We start from the raw sequence: 17,214 nt of genomic DNA on the forward strand, positions 1-17,214 counted from the left end.
TCAATAATCGCCCTCACCCGCCGACCAGAATTAACGGGCGCGCTCACGATCCCTCGCATAGACTCGAGAGACCGTACCGAGACGAGTAGGGGCTCCTCGATCGGGAGCGAGGAGGCCCTCTGTCACGCTAACCGACGATGCGCGCGTCTCCCGTGAGCGCGTCGACGTGAACGTCAACCGTTTCGGCTTCGGTCTCGAGGACGACGATCCAGGTCGCACTCGTTCGATGTGGTTCCTCGAGGGTGGTGAAATCCTCCGCCTCGAGCGCGGAGTGTTCGTCGGCGAGGGCCGTTCGAGCGATGGCGTCGGCCTCCCCGGCGTCCTCGATTCGGATCTCGTCGGTCTGGCGGACGGTGACGACCGGCACGTCGGCCATTCGGACGACGCGCTCGGTGACGCTGCCGACGAGCACGCGATCGAGTCCGGATCGGCCCTGCGTCCCCATCACGATCATGTCGACGTCGTTGACCGACGCGTACTCGAGGATCGCTTCGTGGGGAACGCCCTGTTCGACCGTCGTTTCGACGGGGACGCCGACACGCTCGCATTCGGCTTCGACGCGGTCGACGGCCCGGTAGGCTGCCGGTGTGACCGCGTCGTTCTGGAGCGTCCCCAGTGGCCCTTCCGGGACGATGGAGAGGGCGTGAACGCTCGCGTCGAATTGTTGGGCGATCGTGAGACCGTGGTCGATCGACTGTCGCGTTCCGTCGCTTCCGTCCGTCGGGATGAGCACGTCCTCGTACATCTGGGTGAGCAGTTGGTTCCTGAGACGTAAATAGCCAGGAGTCAGGGACGACCGAATTACCTGCGTCGACACCTGATGGGACCGAACTATCGAATGGCGAGCGTTTCGAGCAACCGTTCCGTCCGTCGAATCCCCGGCGTCGTCGGTGGTAATCTTTTTTACGGCACACGGAAACACAACTCACGGAGTATGACAAATCTTGTCACTAATCTCGCGGCAGCCGTCGAGGAGTACGGCGAAAATACCGCGATTGGCTATGAGGGGGCTGAGACGAACTACGAGGAGTTCTGGGGACAAACGGGCGCGTTCGCGAACGCGCTCGAGGAACGCGGGGTCGGCGCGGACGATCGCGTTGCGATCTATCTGCCGAACGTTCCGCCGTTTCTGATCGCGTTCCACGGCACGCTTCGGGCGGGCGGGGCCGTCGTGCCGATGAATCCACAGTACAAGACTCGAGAGATCGGTCACCTACTCGGCGACAGCGAAGCCAAAGTCGTCGTCGCGTTAGCCGATCTCGTGCCGTTCGTCACGGAAGTACAGGACGAGACGAGCGTCGAGCACGTCGTCAGCGTCGGTGGCGAGGCCGAGGGTGCGACCGAGTTTACCGAGTTCCTCGAGCCGGGTGATCCCGGCATCACCGAACGAGCGGACGACGATGTGGCGGTGCAGCCGTACACGTCGGGGACGACGGGGCAACCGAAGGGGGTGCAATTAACCCACGAGAACCTCGCGTCGAACGCGAGGGCGGCGTCTGAACTGATTCCGGACGGGATCAGAGCCGACGACAAGCAACTCGGCGTCCTCCCGCTGTTCCACATTTACGGGATGACCGTCGTGATGAATTCCACGCTGTTCAACGGCGGGGCGTTCTACCCGCTCCCAGCGTGGGACGCACAACAGGCCATCTCGCTGATCGAGGACGAACAACTGACGCTGATGCACGGCGTGCCGGCGATGTACAACGACGTTATCAACCAGCCGGACGCCGCGGAGTTCGACCTCTCCTCGCTGCGGCTGTGTGGCGTCGGTGGCTCCGGCATTCCGGTCGAGGTGTTGCGCAAGTTCGAGGAACTGTACGAACCGAAGCTCTACGAGGGCTACGGCCTGACCGAAACGAGTCCGATCACGCACTTCAACAGCCCGATCGAGGGGCGACGCGTCGGCAGCGTCGGCAAGACGGTGCCGGGTGTCGACTCGAAGGTGGTCGACGAGAACTTCGAGTCGGTCTCGCCGGTCGAAGCGGGACCGATCGACGAGGAAAATACGGATCTGCGCGATATCACGGGCGAGATCGTGGTCGCCGGGCCGAACGTCATGAAGGGCTACTACGGGCTTCCCGAGGCAAACGAGGAGGCCTTTACCGACGATGAGGGTCGACGGTGGTTCCACACCGGCGACATCGGCTATTCCGACGAAGACGGCTTCTACTACGTCGTCGACCGCGAGAAGCACATGATCGTCACCGGCGGCTACAACGTCTATCCGCGGGAAGTCGAGGAATTGCTCTTCGAGCACGAGGCCGTCGCCGACGCCGCCGTCGCGGGAATTCCCGACGAGCGCCGCGGCGAGACCATCAAAGCGTTCGTCGTCACCACGCCCGACGCGGACGTGACCGAAGACGAACTCAAAGAGTACTGTCTGACCAACCTCGCGGAGTACAAGCACCCTCGAGAAATCGAGTTCGTCGAGGAATTGCCGCGAACGACGACCGGCAAAGTCCAAAAATTCAAGCTCCGTGACGAAGAAGCAAGCACGAGTCAATAATAATGGCACTTGGTGACGCGGTACTCCTCGACATCGAGGATGACGGCCCGGCGACGATCACGCTCAACCAGCCCGACCGACGAAACGCCTTTTCGTCGGAGATTCACGACGGGTTCGTGGCGGCGTTCGAGGAAATCGAAGGGAGTGACGCTCGCTGTGTCGTCCTTCAGGGCGCGGGCGGTGCGTTCTCGGCCGGCGGTGACGTCAAGCGAATGGTCGAGACGCTCGAGGAAGACATTCCGGCCGACGAGCGAGCGCGCAGCCTCGAACAGCGGGTAGGCGAGATGATGACGGCGCTGGTCAACTGTCCGATTCCGACAATCGCGGCCATCGACGGTCCCGCAGTCGGGGCTGGCGCGAACCTGGCCATCGGCTGTGACGTCCAGTTGGCGAGCGATCGGTCGGTCTTCGGCTTCGTCTTCCGGCAGGTCGGCTTGAGCGTCGACGCCGGGACGTCGTACCTGCTACCCCGGATCGTCGGCGAGAACGTGGCCAAGGAACTGGTCCTGACCGGCGACATCTTCGGCACCGACCGCGCGGAGGAACTCGGGTTGGTCAACCACGTCTACGCCGAAGACGAGTTCGACGAGAACGTCGACGAATTCGTCGAGCAGATCGTCTCCGGCCCGCCGGTCGCCCTTCGACACGCGAATCGGCTGGTCGGCGAGGGGCTCGACAAATCCCTCGAGCAGGCGCTAACCGACGAAGCCGTCGCCCAGGGGATCGTCTTCGATACCGACGACCACGCGGAGGGCGTCAACGCCTTCCTCGAGGAGCGAGACCCCGAGTTCGAGGGACGGTAGTTCGACACGAATTCGGTATTTTTTGATCGATAGACGGCAAAGAATCCGGCAGTGAGGACACTGCAGCGTGACGGGGGATAGCGAAATCACCCAGAGTCACGGGAAGGACGGCGACAACAACGTCAGGACTCGTCTATCGATGCAGGTCCCACCTCGACGAGCGTCGACACGCGTGCGTTTTCCTTGAGGTGCAAGCCGCCGTCGGCGACCGACAGCGGGAGTAACGGCAGGTGTGAGGCGACCCAGACCGAAGGATGGGAGCCGCCGCGAGCCAGAAGTTCGTTTCGCGGTTGCAAGTGAAGTAGCTTGTCTCCGTCGGTCAGAAACTCGTTGTGTTGGAGCACGTACTGACCGCCTTCGAGAGTCCACCAGCCGTACTCGTCGTCGGGTTGACGGAGTTCAGTCGGAATCGGTTCGAGGTCGGCGTCCTCGAGTTCGTCGCCGCCGAAGTCGATCGAGCCCGGTTCGGTGACTTCGTACAGTGCGCCGACGGTCAGATCGATCCCGTGATCGTGAACCTGCGTGGGCTCGTACACCAGATTGTCGACCGCGTCGGATAGCTGGGTGTCGGGGGACATTTCGCTCCGAATGACGGTTTCGACCGACAAAAAAGTGCCCTCGGAGGCGTGCCTCTCCGTCTCGATTGATGCCGGCGAACGCGGGGTGAAACGAATACAGCTAAGAGCGATCATAATGACACCCCACCAAATGGTACACCTCGGTCAAATCCGCGTCCATCCGATCAAATCACTCGACGCAGTGTCGATAGACGGGTGTGACATCGCCGACGGCGGCGGACTCGAGTGGGATCGTCGGTACGCAATCGTCGAACGAACGAGCGCCCCCGGCTCGGAGACGGACGCCGTTGGCCAGTACGTCAACGGCAAGCGCGAACGGCGAACGCACGAACTCGAGACCACGTACGATCTCGAGCGAGAGACGGTGACGATCCGCGAACGAGGCGCCGAGGAGACGAACACGTTCCACCTCGAACTCGATCGCGACTGTTTCGCCTCCTGGCTCTCCTCGTACTTCGGCTACCCGGTCGAAGTCGTTCGAGACGACGAGGGCGGCTTTCCGGACGACACCGATGCCGCCGGCCCGACGGTCATCAGTACGGGCACGCTCGAGGCGGTCGCCTCGTGGTACGATGAGATCGAGACGGAAGAGATGTGCCGGCGACTCCGTCCGAACCTCGTCCTCGAGGCACCCGCCTTCTGGGAGGATCGGCTCTACGAACGACCGGGCCAGGTCGTTCCGTTCGAGATTGGCGGCGTCGAACTGCAGGGCGTCAACCCGTGCCAGCGGTGTGTCGTTCCGACACGAGATCCCGACACGGGTGAGCAAACGGAGGGCTTCCAGGAGACGTTCGTCGAACGCAGAGAAGCGACGCTTCCCGAGTGGGCCAGCGAAGCGTGGTTCGATCACTACTTCCGGTTGATGGTCAATACGACCGTGCCGGACTCGTCGTGGGGCGATTCGCTCGCGGTCACGGACCCCGTCAGCGTCGACGACGTGCTCGTCGATGCGAACCCGGCCCAGTAGCGTCGGAAACGATCTCCATCTTGGCCGACCGTCACTCGCCCTCGAGGAGCCATCGATACCGCGGATGGATCCACGACCACTCCTGACTGACGATCCAGTCACGAAGCTGTGCCCGATCGACGATTCCCGGCACCGTGTCGACCAGCTTCGACGGCGATTCGCCCGCGACCGGTTTGTAGGCGATCGAGCGCGTCGTCGTACAGTAAAACGATGCTCGCGTACACTCGTCTTGCAACCCGATCAGGTAGCGGTTGATCTGATCTTCGGAGAGGAGGTACTCGCTGATCTCGTCGATAGCCAGGTCGTCGTCTTCCTGACGGACGGACAGGATAGCCGACTGGAGATCCGACTCGAGGTCGCGTTCGTGTCCCATACTCGTGTCGTCGCCGAGAAGGGGCAAAAGTATCCTGCGTGCCAGCGCCGTTCGCGCTGGTTTTCACATCTGGTACTCGGGGCCAAAGCTCAAAGAGGGCGCTTGACTCAGCGATGACATGGAATACGGTCTCGATATCGGACCGGAGGGCCTCAGGGTGGCTTCCGGCAAGGGGGAGGGGACGGTCGACTCGGTTCCGCCGGTCGTCGTTTCGGACGACGAGGGGACACTCGAAGAGCAACTCGACGCGTCGGGAGGAACGGTACTCGTCGAATCGGAGGGGGCGACGTACGCGGTGGGGTCGGCTGCGATATCGGCCACGACGAGCGGTGAGAGCGCGCCGAAATCGTTGTTCTCGAACGGCGTTCTCACCGTCGACGCGTACGCCGAGTCGGCTCTCGACGCGCTCGTCGACGAACTAATCGACGCCGACGGGAACGAGGTCGAGCGACTGTGCTATACCACGCCAGGACGGCTCGTCGACGTTTCCGAACCGACTGAGGCTCACCGAGAGACCGTCGACGCGGTGTTCACCGAGCGCGACATCGATGCGACGCCGATTAGCCGCGGATTCGCCGTCGTCTACGATCAACTTCGCGACGAGAACCACACCGGACTCGGTCTCTGTCTGGGCACGCAGACGACGAGCGTCACGCTCGCGTACTATGGCGTCCCCGCACTGGCGTTCTCACTCGCCAAAGGGAGCGACTGGGTCGTCGATCGAGCGGCGACGGCATGCGAGGTCGAACCGTCTCACGTCGCGACCATCCTCGAGGGGTTTCGACTCGAGCCGGACGCGGCGACGGGCGACGTCGAGAGTGCACTCGCACAGGCCTACGACGCCCTGATCGCCGAAATCGTCGACGAGATCGAGGCGGAAGCGACCGAGAGCGACGTCCAACAAGGGCTGGGAATCTCGATGGCCCTCGCAGGTGAAGGAGCTGTCGAGGGACTCGAGTACCTTCTGGGGGGACGCTTCGACGCAGCACCGTTGCCGTTCTCCGTTCAGGACGTGCGACTCGCCGACGAGCCGAGTGAGAGTGCGACCAGAGGGGCCCTCGCAGCCGCCAGAGACGACGTCGACTCTTACGAAGACGTCGTCTGGCCGGGGGCGGATGCCGACGACGCTGGCGACGCAGCGTCCACGACTCAACCGACGACGCTCTCCGGTAGCGACGGGCAGACGACGCTCTCGTTCGACGAATCAACCGGGGGAGGCGGACGCTCGGAGCACGAGCGAGCGAACGACGCGATCGACCAACTCTTCGATCGACTCGCCAACCGCGACGAAGAGATTCAGACGCTCGAAGGCGACCTCGAGGCAGCACTCGAGGAGCTCTCGGCGCTCGAGGAACGGGCCGCAACGGCCGAATCGGTCGACGAACTCGGCGGCGAACTGGAGACGGTCAGGGCGGACGTTCGCGACCTCGAGGCCAAGAATGAGACGTTCGCCAGCGCCGACTCGCTCGCGGAGTTTACAGCCGAGACGAACGACGAACTCGCGTCGGTGTCGGACACCCTCGAGACGCTCGAAGCCGACTTCGAGGCGGAACACGACTCGCTTTCAGCAACGATCGAAACCCTCGAGGGCACACTCGGGGACCTTGAATCGAAACTCGAAGCCGATATCGAGACCCTCGAATCGGCACTCGAAACTGACATCGAGACCCTCGAGACGGCCCTCGAAACCGAACGCGACTCGCTCGAACGAGTCGACGAGACGGTCCAGTCACTCGAGACCCGAACAGCGACTCTCAGTGATCGCCTCGACGAGCAAGATGCGGAACTCGCCGAAGTTTCAGCGCAACTCGAGGACGGTCTCGAGCAGGCGACTGACGAACGTGAACGACTCGAAGAGGATCTGGACGCGGTGGCCGAAGCGCTCGAGACGACTCGAGACGCACTCGAGGACGAACTGAATTCGGTCAGCGATCGACTCGGAACCCTCGACGACGACCTCGAAACACTCGATGACCGTGTCGAAACCCTCGACGACGGTCTCGAGACGACCGCGACGACGACCGAGCGTCTCGACGAGCACCAGCGTGCGACGGACGACCGTGTCGAGGCCGTCGAAAACAGCGTCTCGGCACTCGAGACCGACATCGAGTCCGTCTCGGCGGACGTACAGACTACCAGCGACGACGTCGACGGGATCGAAGCAGATGTCGACACGGTCGCGGCGGACATCGAAACGGTCGCGGCGGACGTCGACACGGTCGTGGCGAACGTCGACACGGTCGAATCGACCGTCGAAACGCTCGAGACCGACGTGCAAGCAGTCACGTCCGAGATCGACGAAGTCGACAGTACAATCGACGAGCGCGTGGGCGGTGTAGAGAACCGTCTCGAGTCGCTTCGAGAGGCGGTCGACGAACTCGAGGCAGGGTCGGTCGAGGCCGAGCGTGTCGAAGCGGACCTCACGGCCCGACTGGACGAACTCGAGGCCGAGTTCGAGAATGCGCTTGTGGACCTCGAAACGGCATCCGACGACCGATCTGAGGAATTCGAGGCTCGTTTCGATTCGCTCGAGACGGACTCGAACGAGATCGAAACCGGACTCGAGGCGCTCGAGGCGGAACTCGAGTCGCTGGGAACAGAACTCTCGTCGCTCCAGGACGCGGATGCCGGAACTGATCACGGCGCTCGCATCGACGGCGTCGAAAACACGGTAGTCGACGTCGCGGACCGAGTCGACCGGCTCGAAAGCCGGTTTGGCAAACTCGAAGAGCAGACGAGTAGCCACGACGAGCGTCTCGAGGAGACGACGGCAACGGTCGACGATCAGGGTCGTCGCCTCGCCGACCAAGACTCTCGGATCGAGGCAGTGATGGCCAACCTCGAGAGTCTGGAGGAGGCAGACGCCGCACGCGAAGCGCACACGGGTCAGACTGCTGCGAGCGACCGCGATGCAGACCTCGAGGAGCTTCGAGATGCACTCGAGGAACTGCGCGAGCAACAGGGGGCCCAGCGACAGCCCTCGAGCGAGACGAGATCGGATGACGCCGCCGGTCTCGTCGCTCCGACCGCTGCTGGTGGCGGTGGGGCCGGTCTCGTCGCCGGTGGCGCGCTCGCGGCTATCGGCGAACCGACAGTCGGTGGTGTTGTCCTCGCGCTCGGAATCGTGCTTCTCCTCGCAACCGCCCTCCTCGGACGATAGCACAAGTTTGGGAGAGAATCACCGCTCAGGCCGTCACTTGACTGGCGTGTTCGAGTGCCGATTAGCTCCCGACAACCTCGACGTTACGCATCTCGCCGCCACAGCGTCGACAGGTGCTCACGAGTGAGTCCGTGGCCCACTCTCGGCGGCCACACAAGAGGCACTCGTACTCGAGTGAATCGGCGAGTGACATACGTCGTGCTAGGTCGTGTTCCGTGTTAACTCTTTCCACCAGGTGCTCGAACGTACGCCCGACTGTCGGGGAGGTGAGGGGTAACCAGGTCGTGGCATTATTCGAGAACCCAAAGAAACACGCTCAACACGGTTGCAGCAACGATCGAAGCGGCGAGTACCCCGAATGCGGGCTGAAAGCCGACGACCTCTGAAAGGGTGCCGACGATGGCTGGCGAGACGGCACCGGCGGCCATCAACAGTGTTCGGACGACGCCGAGTCCGCCACCGGCGACGTCGTCCGGAATGACGGCCATCAGGTACGCCCCTCTAACGGGTCGAAAACCGTGCGAGCCGATGCCGACAGCGACGAGCGTGGCACCGAGGACGACGGGGCCGGCAGAGTCGGTCAGGGAGATGAACGCGATCAATGCGATCGAGGCGAGTCCGAGCAAGAAGACGATGATCGGAAGCTTCCCGAGACGGTCGCTGAGGTCGCCGGTCACGAGTTGGACCAGACTCGCCAGGAAGAGCGCGCTGTAGAGCAATCCCGCGGCCGCCTCGCTCAGTCCGGCTTCCTGCGTGAGATACAGCGGTGCGAACGCGACGAAGCCGTTGTACGTAAACGAGAACAAGACCGTTAGAAGGGCGAAGACGGCAAACCGCCAGTCGCGAAAGAGTGACGCGTACTGTGAAATGTTGCCGGCAGAAATCGCGCTCGTCGCGGCGTCGCCGTGAGTTTCACCGGGAACGCGCTTGGGGACTCGAACGCGAAATGCGACCGCGAGAGCGAGCGCTGTCAGCCCAGCGACTAAGAAGATCATTCGCCAACTGTCGCCGAGTGCGAACGAGACGCCTGCAACGGCGACGACCGCTGCCGGAGCGACCACGCCACCGAACGCACCGAACGTATCGAGGATTCCGAGGGCTCGACCTGTCCGAGCGGGATAGGCTCGAGAGAGTAGCCGAACGGCGACGGTCTTGTGCGCGCCGGTTCCAGCACCCATGATGAGCATCGCGACGACGAGGACGAGAAACGGCGAGTCAACGACGAGGATGAGCGCGGCGACACCAGCGACGAGCGCACCGGTAGTGACGACGAGTACCGACCCGAATCGGTCTGCGAGGACGCCGGAGGGAAACTGCATCGCGGCGTAGACGAGCATGAATCCGGTGTAGGAAGCACCGAGTACGGCGTTCGAGACCCCGTAGCTCAGTTGAAACGAGTCGAACAGCGGCGGAAAGGCATATCGGAGGAACTTACCGAGAAACCAGATCGTTGCCGCGAGCAGGAGGACGTCGTAGTGAGTGATGCGTTGAGCCGTCTCTCGAACCGACATTGCGTTACATCGAAGGTGTCTCCATCGGACGGATGAATACCCACCGATTCGCCGATCGAATTCAGCAAATGTCGACTCAGTGGTATACTGGAAATGGGACTGCGGTATCGTTCGGTCCGCTCATAAACGGTCGCGCTCAATCGAGAAGTACTGTCTGGCAGTGTCGCAAATTGGTCTAGTGGGATTATACACCATACTAATTATAATAGATCTTAACGGAGAACACGTATATGAGAGATGGTGATACTCACCGGAACCGATGGCAGTTAACACGACAGCAGACTGGACGAATCCAATACACTGTCCGTTCTGTGGCACCGAACTCGAGTCACCCGGCGCAGGGTTCGTCGATCACATCGAAGAGAGCGACGACTGCAAGCAATCGTTCGACCACTGGCGCGAGAATATCACCGGCGATCTCGCCGGCGAGTGGGCGGGCTAGTCACTCGAAATCGGGCAGGTCTTCCGGCGGTTCGTACTCGGCTTCCCAGTCGATGTACTCCTCTTTGAGGACGACGGAGACGATTTGGCCGAACTCCGTCAGTTCGGCGTTGATCGCGGAGACGGTCCCCCACGTGTCTAGTTCCGGGTGATACGCTCGTTCTTGCCAATCTTCCGGAATCCCCGGGGCGTGATAGCCGACCCTGTCTGCGAAATCGTCCCAGAAGAAGTCGAAGCCGGCGAAGAGATCGAGATCTCGAGCGATGGCGTACGTCCGTTCGTCCAGATCGGTGTCCTCGACCCACTCCTCGAAGGCTTCCTCCCAGGCCCCGTTTTCGAGGAACTCCTCGAGTTCCTCGCGTCGGTAGTCGATGTCCTCTGCGCCGTCGGCACTAATCGTCGCGTCCTCGTACTCGTTGGGATCGACGACGTTCAACTCCGGCGGCTCCGGTGGTTCGACCTCGAGTGTCATACCGTGGCGTAGGGTCGGTGCGTGGAAAAGAATTCCCACCTCGAGTCGGGAGCGAAACGCGCCCTCGAGTCGAGAGCGATGCGTACAATTATTTCGAGCGACGCCAACTAATGCGTATGGGCGCTGACAGTGGTGGACGGAGTTACAGTCTCACGGAAATCTTCGCCATCAAGTTCGTCCTCGCGGACATTTTGATCATCGCCGCGTTGTTGTTAGCCGGACCACTGTACGCACTGGCGATCACACTCTTGTTCGTCGTCAGCACCTTTCTCATCTGGTACCTCGTCAAACGCGACGAGTCTGAGTCGGCGACCGAACCGTCGAACGTCGACGGGCCAGTATCTGAACGCGATCCCGTTAGCAAACTTCAGGAGCGATACGCGGCCGGCGAACTCTCCGACGAGGAGTTCGAGACCAAACTCGAGCGCTTGATTGACGCCAACGAGCGGGCCGAAAACGCCGGGATCGACACCGAGGAACTCGAATTCGAAAAGGCGAGCTAGGCAGTCGCTCGCGTTCCATCCAAACACTCAACTCCGTACTCGGCCTTTACTCGAGGGATGACCGACTACGAGGCGGCGATTCTCGACGTCGACGGAACGATCGTTCGCGGCGACGAGTTGCTCCCGAACGTCGCCGACGGACTCTCCGCGCTCGAGGACGCCGACGTGTCTCGTCTCCTCTTTTCGAACAATCCGACGCGAGCCAGCGGTCACTACGGCGAGATGCTCGCGCCCTACGGAATCGACATCGATCCGGAGTACGTCCTCACCTCAGCGACCGTGTCAGCCGCGTATCTCGAGGAGACGCACCCCGATGAGACCGTCTATCTGGTCGGAAGCGACCGACTCGAGGGGACTCTCGAAGCCACCGCGATCGAGCTGACGGACGACCCCGACGCGGCCGACGTCGTCGTCGGCTCGTTCGACACGGACTTCTCGTTCGGCACGCTCTGGGAGTCGCTCCGGGCGCTCGAGGACGACACCGTTCCGTTCTACGGGACGGACCCGGATACGACGATTCCGATCGAAGACGGCGAGATTCCGGGGTCGGGAGCCATTCTCGCCGCAATGGAGTCCGTCGCGGGCCGCGAACCTGACGCCGTCCTCGGCAAACCATCTCCGATCGCGGCCGACGCAGCACTCGAGCGCCTCGGGTCGGCTCCCGAACGAACGCTCGTGGTCGGCGATCGCCTTGACACCGACATCGAACTGGGCAACCGGGCCGGGATGACGACGGTGCTCGTCGAAACCGGTGTGAGCGACGACGACGACCTCGAGTCGGCGACGACTGAACCGGATTACGTCCTCGAGTCGCTCGCCGAAATCGACGCCATGCTGTAGTGGCCTCGAGTGACGACATTCCCGTGACAACTCGCTCACAATTTGCGATATCAACACTCATTTTTATCAGTGAGACTCACGAATGTCAATGTATGAAAGATCGTCTAACACAGATCGTACGTCGTGCCCGCTACGCTGCGCTCGGAGCCGCTGTCGGCGCTGCACTCGGGTCACTCATCAGTCGAAACGCCGCGAGCACCGGCGGCGCGTTCGGTGCAATGGTCGGTGTAACGGTTTCAGATACCCGAGATTCGGCGAGTGCGCTCCTCGAGGAAGCTCGCGAATCGGAGCTCGGATCGGTGAGCGAAACGAAGACCAACGAAGAGTCCTGAAGTCGGTTTTCACCGTTTGGGGTCGATCGTAGCCACTGTACGTCAGTGAGCACCGAATTGGAATCCGGTTTGGCGATCAGTGTGTTCTCCGTTTCAGTTGGCACTATCATTCGAGACGACCACGACGAATCACGAGTGTCTTCGATTGGAGCAATTCGGACGCACCGATCGGCTTCGACCTCGACTTTGGCCACACCTGGCCGACGACGCCGATTCCGATCGGGGGCCGCATCAAAATCGATCCACGCCGGGAGACGATCCAATTCGAGTGACACGCGGAGACCATCGGAGACGCCGTTCCCGTCAGTCACTCAGGAATCGCCGTTCTCGCCCTCGAGCGCGAGCGTTCGACGCTGTTCACCCTCCTCACTGGATACCGTCAACTCCGGGACGGACGTCGGCTCGTTGTCCTCGTCGATGGCGACGTAGACGAAGTAGGATTCGGTCGTCTGCTCTCGCTCTCGCGTCCGGAGGTCCTCCCGTTCGGTTACCAGTCGAACCTTCACGCTCGAGGTCCCGGCGTCGTAGACGTAGGCCGTGATGAACGCCGTGTCGCCGACCGCGATCGGTCGCTCGAAGTTCATCCGGTTGACGCGAGCGGTGACGCAGTTCTCTCCGGAAAATCGCATCGCGGACATCGCACCCACTTCGTCCATCCACTTCATCACGTTCCCACCGTGGGCCGTCTCGAGCATGTTCGCGTGGTTGGGTTGAACCATTTCGCGATTCTCCACGAGCGTCTCCATGAGATCGGTCATCGCTCGCCCTTGTGCGGGAACGTGAATTACTCTTCTCGTCGACGCCCGCCGGCAACTCGGCTCGAAACGGTGTATTCCGGCCTGGAACCGGCTGGGTGATATCGGGGGCATTCGGCGGTCGAACTGGCCACGATCGGTCGGCTGTAAATAGATCACTGTTGTACACGGAACTGGCCGGAGACGTGACGGAAAGAACGTCTTGGCCCCCTCGAGAAAATCGGTCGTGGGTGGAGGGATCGTCGCTGAGTCGTCGCCGTCCCCTCGTATATACATACAGCAGCAAACGAACCGAATTTATTATTTCTTCTGAGTTCGATACTGGTAAAAGTCCTCACCGAGTTGACCCGCTAATGAGCGATGTAGGCGACGCCGACGTGCCGGACCCCCCGGAGCCATCGGCGGACGAAGAGGGCTCCGTCCACGTTCTCGGGACGGCACACGTTTCACAGGCGAGCGTCGACGAAGTCCACGAAACGGTCGATCGCGAAGAACCAGACGTCGTCGCCGTCGAACTCGACGAGAGTCGCTACCGCCAGATGCAAGGCGGCACACCCGACGACATCGAGGCGAAGGATCTTCTCTCGGGCAATACGGTCTTTCAATTTCTGGCGTACTGGATGCTCTCGTACGTCCAGTCGCGACTCGGCGAGCGCTTCGATATCGAACCCGGGTCGGATATGCGAGCGGCAATCGAGGCTGCCGAACGCAACGAAAGCGGCGTCGCACTCGTCGACCGGGACATTCAGATCACTATCCAGCGCTTCTGGCGACGGTTGTCCATCGTCGAGAAGCTAAAGATGATCGGCGGGTTGGCTCTCGGCGTCACCAACCCACGGACCATCGGACTTGCATTCGGTGCAGCCATCGGTCTCTTCGTCGGCTTCGTCTTCGCTGCGTTTCTCTCACCGCTGTTCGGGCTGGGAGACATGCTATTGCTCGGCATCACCGACGCCGGCACACTCCAGTACGCTGGTGCCCTGATCGGCGGCGGCGTCGGTGGCGCACTCCTCGGAATGCTCTTCTTACCCTCGCTCGGCTCGAGCGACTCGAGTGGTGCGATCGACGGCTTCACGATCCGACTCCTCGCCGGGGTCATCCTCGGGATCGGCGGCTGTCTCGCCCTCGTCGCGACCGAGACGTTCGTCGGTCCGTTCTCGGCGGGTGCCTTCGAGAGCACCGGCACCTACGCGATCCGCGGCACGGTCGGCGTCGTCGCTGGAGTCGGAATCGGCGTTGCAGTCGGTGCACTCCTCGGCATCATTCTCGACGCGCTCAGCGGTGACGTCGAAGACATCGAGGAAGTCGACATCGAGGAGATGACCGACGGCGACGTCGTCAGAGCGATGATGGAAGAGTTCCGCCAGTTCAGTCCACGCGGCGCGAACGCCCTGATCGACGAACGCGACGCCTACATCGCGAATCATCTGCAGAAACTCAAGGCGCAGGGCTACGACGTCGTCGCCGTCGTCGGTGCCGGACACAAAGCCGGTATCGAGCGACACCTCGAGAATCCCTCCGAGATCCCGACACTCGAGTCGATCTCCGGCACCGCGTCTGGCCGTCGGTTCTCACCGCTGAAGATTCTGGGCTACCTGATCATGCTCGGCTTCATCGGGTTCTTCTTCCTGCTCATCATGGCCGGCGTCCAGGACACGTTCCTGTTGCAACTCTTCGGCGCGTGGTTCCTGTTCAACGGCTTCTTCGCGTTCACGCTCGCCAGACTCGCGGGTGCCCGGTGGTCGAGTGCCGGCGTCGGTGGCTCCGTCGCCTGGCTCACCAGCATCAACCCGCTTTTGGCACCCGGTTGGTTCGCGGGCTACGTCGAACTCAAACACCGGCCGGTCAACGTCGGCGACATCCAGCGACTCAACAACATCATCGGCGACACCGAACGGCCACTCGAGGACGCTCTCTCGGAGATGTTCGACGTGCCCCTGTTCCGACTCATCATGATCGTCGCGTTGACCAACATCGGGAGCATGATCGCGACGTTGCTGTTCCCCGTCGCCGTCTTGCCGTGGCTGGCACCCGAAATCGGCGGCGTCGACGCGCTGATGGGCGAACTACTCAACGGCGCAGAGAACACACTCGAGTTGCTTCGGAACCTGTTGACGTGAGTTGACGCGATACGTACATGGATACGAACACCCCCACTCGAACTCGTCGCGAACCGGAGTTGACCTTCTCCAGCAAGGAGTTGTTCGACCTCGCACTCGCCTGGGTCACGCTCTCGGTCGCATTTGCACTATTTATTGAGCCAGTTCATAGTGGAGAAGCAGACATTCAACATTTTGTTCTAATGGTTGGATTGAGTTTTATTACAGTTGGTGTTGCCTTCTTGTTACACGAACTCGCACACAAAATTGTCGCAATAGAACATGGTCAAATAGCAGAATTCCGCGCGGATTATCAAATGCTATTTCTAGCAATTATGATTGCCTTGCTCGGTTTCCTCTTTGCTGCACCCGGTGCGGTTTATCACCGTGGACAGATTACGAAACGCGAAAATGCGATGGTAGCACTCGCAGGCCCGGTCACTAATCACTTGCTTGCGTTAATGTTCCTCCCACTCTTAATCTTCCCAGATCCGCTTCGGACGATTGGTGCAATGGGTGTAACAATCAATCTCTTTCTCGCCGCTTTCAACATGATCCCATTCGGCCCACTCGATGGAAAGTCGGTCTGGAATTGGAATAAAGGAGTCTGCTTACTCGTCTTTATTCCGAGTTTGACATTGGCACTGCTTGCTCTCGTCGAGATAGGTTTGTTCGGTTAAAATGTTTTCTGAGGGGATTCGGCGCCTCCAAACCACCCACAACTACATTCTGAATAAGCTACTAAACGGTTTGATCATCACTGGACCGGTGGTCTTTTGCTCACCCCGAGAGGTCGTTCAGACATGACCGATCCAGCGGACGACGAGAGCGAGGAGGACCGGCTTACGTACGCCGAGACGGGCGTCGACATCGACGCCAGCGAGGACGCGACGGCGGCCTTGCTCGAGGCCTTCGGCAGCGATCTGATGACCGAGTACGCGGGCCTACTCGACATCGGGGACCGATACCTCGCGCTGGCGACCGACGGCGTCGGCACGAAACTCCTCGTCGCCGAAGCGATTGCGGACTTCTCGACGATCGGAATCGACTGCATCGCGATGAACGTCAACGACCTCGTGGCCGCGGGCGTCGAACCCGTTGCCTTCGTCGACTACCTCGCGATCGACGAACCCGACGACGTCCTGACGAACGAGATTGGCGAGGGACTCGCAGTGGGGCTCGAGGAGTCGGGCATGACCCTGCTCGGCGGAGAGACGGCCGTCATGCCCGAAGTCGTCTCCGGATTCGATCTCGCGGGGACCTGCGTCGGCCTCGCCGCGAAAGACGACGTGCTCGAGGGCGAGGCCGAGGTCGGCGACGTTCTCGTCGGTTTCGCCTCGGACGGCATCCACTCGAACGGCCTGACCCTCGCTCGCGAGGCCGTCACCCGGGAGCACGAGTACACCGATCCGTTTCCCCACGCCGGCGACGGTCGTTCGATCGGCGAGGAACTTCTCCGCCCGACGCGGATCTACACGGACCTGCTCGAGGCGATGCACGCTCACGACGTTCGCGCAGCGGCCCACATCACGGGTGGTGGCTGGACCAACCTGCTTCGGATGGGCGAGCGAAAGTACGTCGTCGACGATCCGTTCCCGGCCCAGCCGATCTTCGAGTTCGTCCAGCAGGAAGGCAACGTGAGCGACGAGGAGATGCACCGCACGTTTAACATGGGAACTGGCTTCGTCGTCGCCGTCCCCGAAGACCGTGCTGAGGACATAGTCGCCGAAACCGACGGTCGCATCATCGGTCGCGTCGAATCGGGTTCAGAAGTCGAGATTCGCGGCCTCTCGCTCGAGTAGTGACTCGAGGTCGGACCCAGTGACCAGCACAGCGTATTTGAACGGACGCTCGGACGAAAATCGAACGTG

At 61.6% G+C, this 17,214-nt stretch carries 18 protein-coding genes; 11 read left to right on the forward strand and 7 right to left on the reverse strand.

Going from position 1 to position 17,214, the window contains the following annotated elements; translation table 11 throughout:
* Positions 1-127 precede the first annotated feature (127 nt).
* Positions 128-745, reverse strand: a complete 618-nt coding sequence (locus tag BB347_RS04110; protein ID WP_076578134.1) for a universal stress protein — start codon at positions 743-745, stop codon at positions 128-130.
* A 189-nt stretch (positions 746-934) separates the two neighbouring features.
* Here BB347_RS04110 and BB347_RS04115 point away from each other — a divergent pair, with 189 nt between their 5' ends.
* On the forward strand, positions 935-2,509 hold the full coding sequence (locus BB347_RS04115; protein WP_076580113.1) for a long-chain-fatty-acid--CoA ligase: 1,575 nt from the start codon (positions 935-937) through the stop codon (positions 2,507-2,509).
* Positions 2,510-2,511: 2 nt separating this feature from the next.
* Positions 2,512-3,312 carry an enoyl-CoA hydratase/isomerase family protein gene (locus tag BB347_RS04120; protein ID WP_076578132.1) on the forward strand — a complete coding sequence of 267 codons (801 nt, stop codon included), beginning with the start codon at positions 2,512-2,514 and terminating at the stop codon, positions 3,310-3,312.
* Positions 3,313-3,434: 122 nt separating this feature from the next.
* Here BB347_RS04120 and BB347_RS04125 read toward each other — a convergent pair whose 3' ends face one another.
* Positions 3,435-3,890, reverse strand: a complete 456-nt coding sequence (locus tag BB347_RS04125; protein WP_139326950.1) for a dCTP deaminase/dUTPase family protein — start codon at positions 3,888-3,890, stop codon at positions 3,435-3,437.
* A gap of 130 nt (positions 3,891-4,020) precedes the next feature.
* Here BB347_RS04125 and BB347_RS04130 point away from each other — a divergent pair, with 130 nt between their 5' ends.
* Positions 4,021-4,857 (forward strand): MOSC domain-containing protein, encoded by an 837-nt coding sequence (locus BB347_RS04130; RefSeq protein WP_076578128.1) that lies wholly within the window; start codon positions 4,021-4,023, stop codon positions 4,855-4,857.
* A gap of 31 nt (positions 4,858-4,888) precedes the next feature.
* Here the strand turns inward: BB347_RS04130 and BB347_RS04135 are convergent, their stop codons facing one another.
* On the reverse strand, positions 4,889-5,230 hold the full coding sequence (locus BB347_RS04135; protein WP_076578126.1) for a hypothetical protein: 342 nt from the start codon (positions 5,228-5,230) through the stop codon (positions 4,889-4,891).
* A 118-nt stretch (positions 5,231-5,348) separates the two neighbouring features.
* On the opposite strand from BB347_RS04135, the gene BB347_RS04140 reads away from it, so the two are divergent.
* A complete protein-coding gene (locus BB347_RS04140; protein WP_076578124.1) occupies positions 5,349-8,390 on the forward strand; it encodes a disk-shape morphogenesis protein volactin in 3,042 nt (1,013 codons plus the stop codon).
* A 61-nt stretch (positions 8,391-8,451) separates the two neighbouring features.
* Here BB347_RS04140 and BB347_RS18910 read toward each other — a convergent pair whose 3' ends face one another.
* Positions 8,452-8,583, reverse strand: a complete 132-nt coding sequence (locus BB347_RS18910) for a rubrerythrin-like domain-containing protein (RefSeq protein WP_139305358.1) — start codon at positions 8,581-8,583, stop codon at positions 8,452-8,454.
* Between the two features lie 97 nt (positions 8,584-8,680).
* On the reverse strand, positions 8,681-9,901 hold the full coding sequence (locus BB347_RS04145) for an MFS transporter (protein ID WP_076578122.1): 1,221 nt from the start codon (positions 9,899-9,901) through the stop codon (positions 8,681-8,683).
* A gap of 259 nt (positions 9,902-10,160) precedes the next feature.
* Here BB347_RS04145 and BB347_RS04150 point away from each other — a divergent pair, with 259 nt between their 5' ends.
* Positions 10,161-10,343, forward strand: coding sequence for a DUF7501 family protein (locus tag BB347_RS04150; protein ID WP_076578120.1), 183 nt, complete (start codon positions 10,161-10,163; stop codon positions 10,341-10,343).
* On the opposite strand, the gene BB347_RS04155 is transcribed toward BB347_RS04150, so the two are convergent.
* Complete coding sequence (locus tag BB347_RS04155) at positions 10,344-10,814, reverse strand: hypothetical protein (protein ID WP_076578118.1); 471 nt, start codon at positions 10,812-10,814, stop codon at positions 10,344-10,346.
* Positions 10,815-10,930: 116 nt separating this feature from the next.
* On the opposite strand from BB347_RS04155, the gene BB347_RS04160 reads away from it, so the two are divergent.
* The 3 genes from BB347_RS04160 (at position 10,931) to BB347_RS04170 (ending at position 12,489) form a co-directional block, all read left to right on the forward strand.
* Complete coding sequence (locus BB347_RS04160; RefSeq protein ID WP_076578116.1) at positions 10,931-11,317, forward strand: SHOCT domain-containing protein; 387 nt, start codon at positions 10,931-10,933, stop codon at positions 11,315-11,317.
* Between the two features lie 57 nt (positions 11,318-11,374).
* A complete protein-coding gene (locus tag BB347_RS04165; protein ID WP_076578114.1) occupies positions 11,375-12,157 on the forward strand; it encodes an HAD-IIA family hydrolase in 783 nt (260 codons plus the stop codon).
* Between the two features lie 92 nt (positions 12,158-12,249).
* The gene (locus BB347_RS04170; protein WP_076578112.1) at positions 12,250-12,489 is read left to right on the forward strand and encodes a glycine zipper 2TM domain-containing protein; all 240 of its coding nucleotides are present in this window, start codon (positions 12,250-12,252) and stop codon (positions 12,487-12,489) included.
* Positions 12,490-12,800: 311 nt separating this feature from the next.
* Here the strand turns inward: BB347_RS04170 and BB347_RS04175 are convergent, their stop codons facing one another.
* On the reverse strand, positions 12,801-13,247 hold the full coding sequence (locus BB347_RS04175) for an acyl-CoA thioesterase (protein WP_076578110.1): 447 nt from the start codon (positions 13,245-13,247) through the stop codon (positions 12,801-12,803).
* Positions 13,248-13,597: 350 nt separating this feature from the next.
* Between BB347_RS04175 and BB347_RS04180 the strand changes: the two genes are divergently transcribed.
* The 3 genes from BB347_RS04180 (at position 13,598) to purM (ending at position 17,145) form a co-directional block, all read left to right on the forward strand.
* Positions 13,598-15,364 carry a TraB/GumN family protein gene (locus BB347_RS04180; protein ID WP_076578108.1) on the forward strand — a complete coding sequence of 589 codons (1,767 nt, stop codon included), beginning with the start codon at positions 13,598-13,600 and terminating at the stop codon, positions 15,362-15,364.
* Positions 15,365-15,381: 17 nt separating this feature from the next.
* The gene (locus tag BB347_RS04185) at positions 15,382-16,023 is read left to right on the forward strand and encodes a zinc metalloprotease (protein ID WP_076578106.1); all 642 of its coding nucleotides are present in this window, start codon (positions 15,382-15,384) and stop codon (positions 16,021-16,023) included.
* Between the two features lie 123 nt (positions 16,024-16,146).
* Positions 16,147-17,145 (forward strand): phosphoribosylformylglycinamidine cyclo-ligase, encoded by a 999-nt coding sequence (gene purM / locus BB347_RS04190; protein WP_076578104.1) that lies wholly within the window; start codon positions 16,147-16,149, stop codon positions 17,143-17,145.
* The last annotated feature ends 69 nt before the right edge of the window (positions 17,146-17,214 follow it).

Source organism: Natronorubrum daqingense (assembly GCF_001971705.1).
Taxonomy (GTDB): Archaea; Halobacteriota; Halobacteria; order Halobacteriales; family Natrialbaceae; genus Natronorubrum; species Natronorubrum daqingense.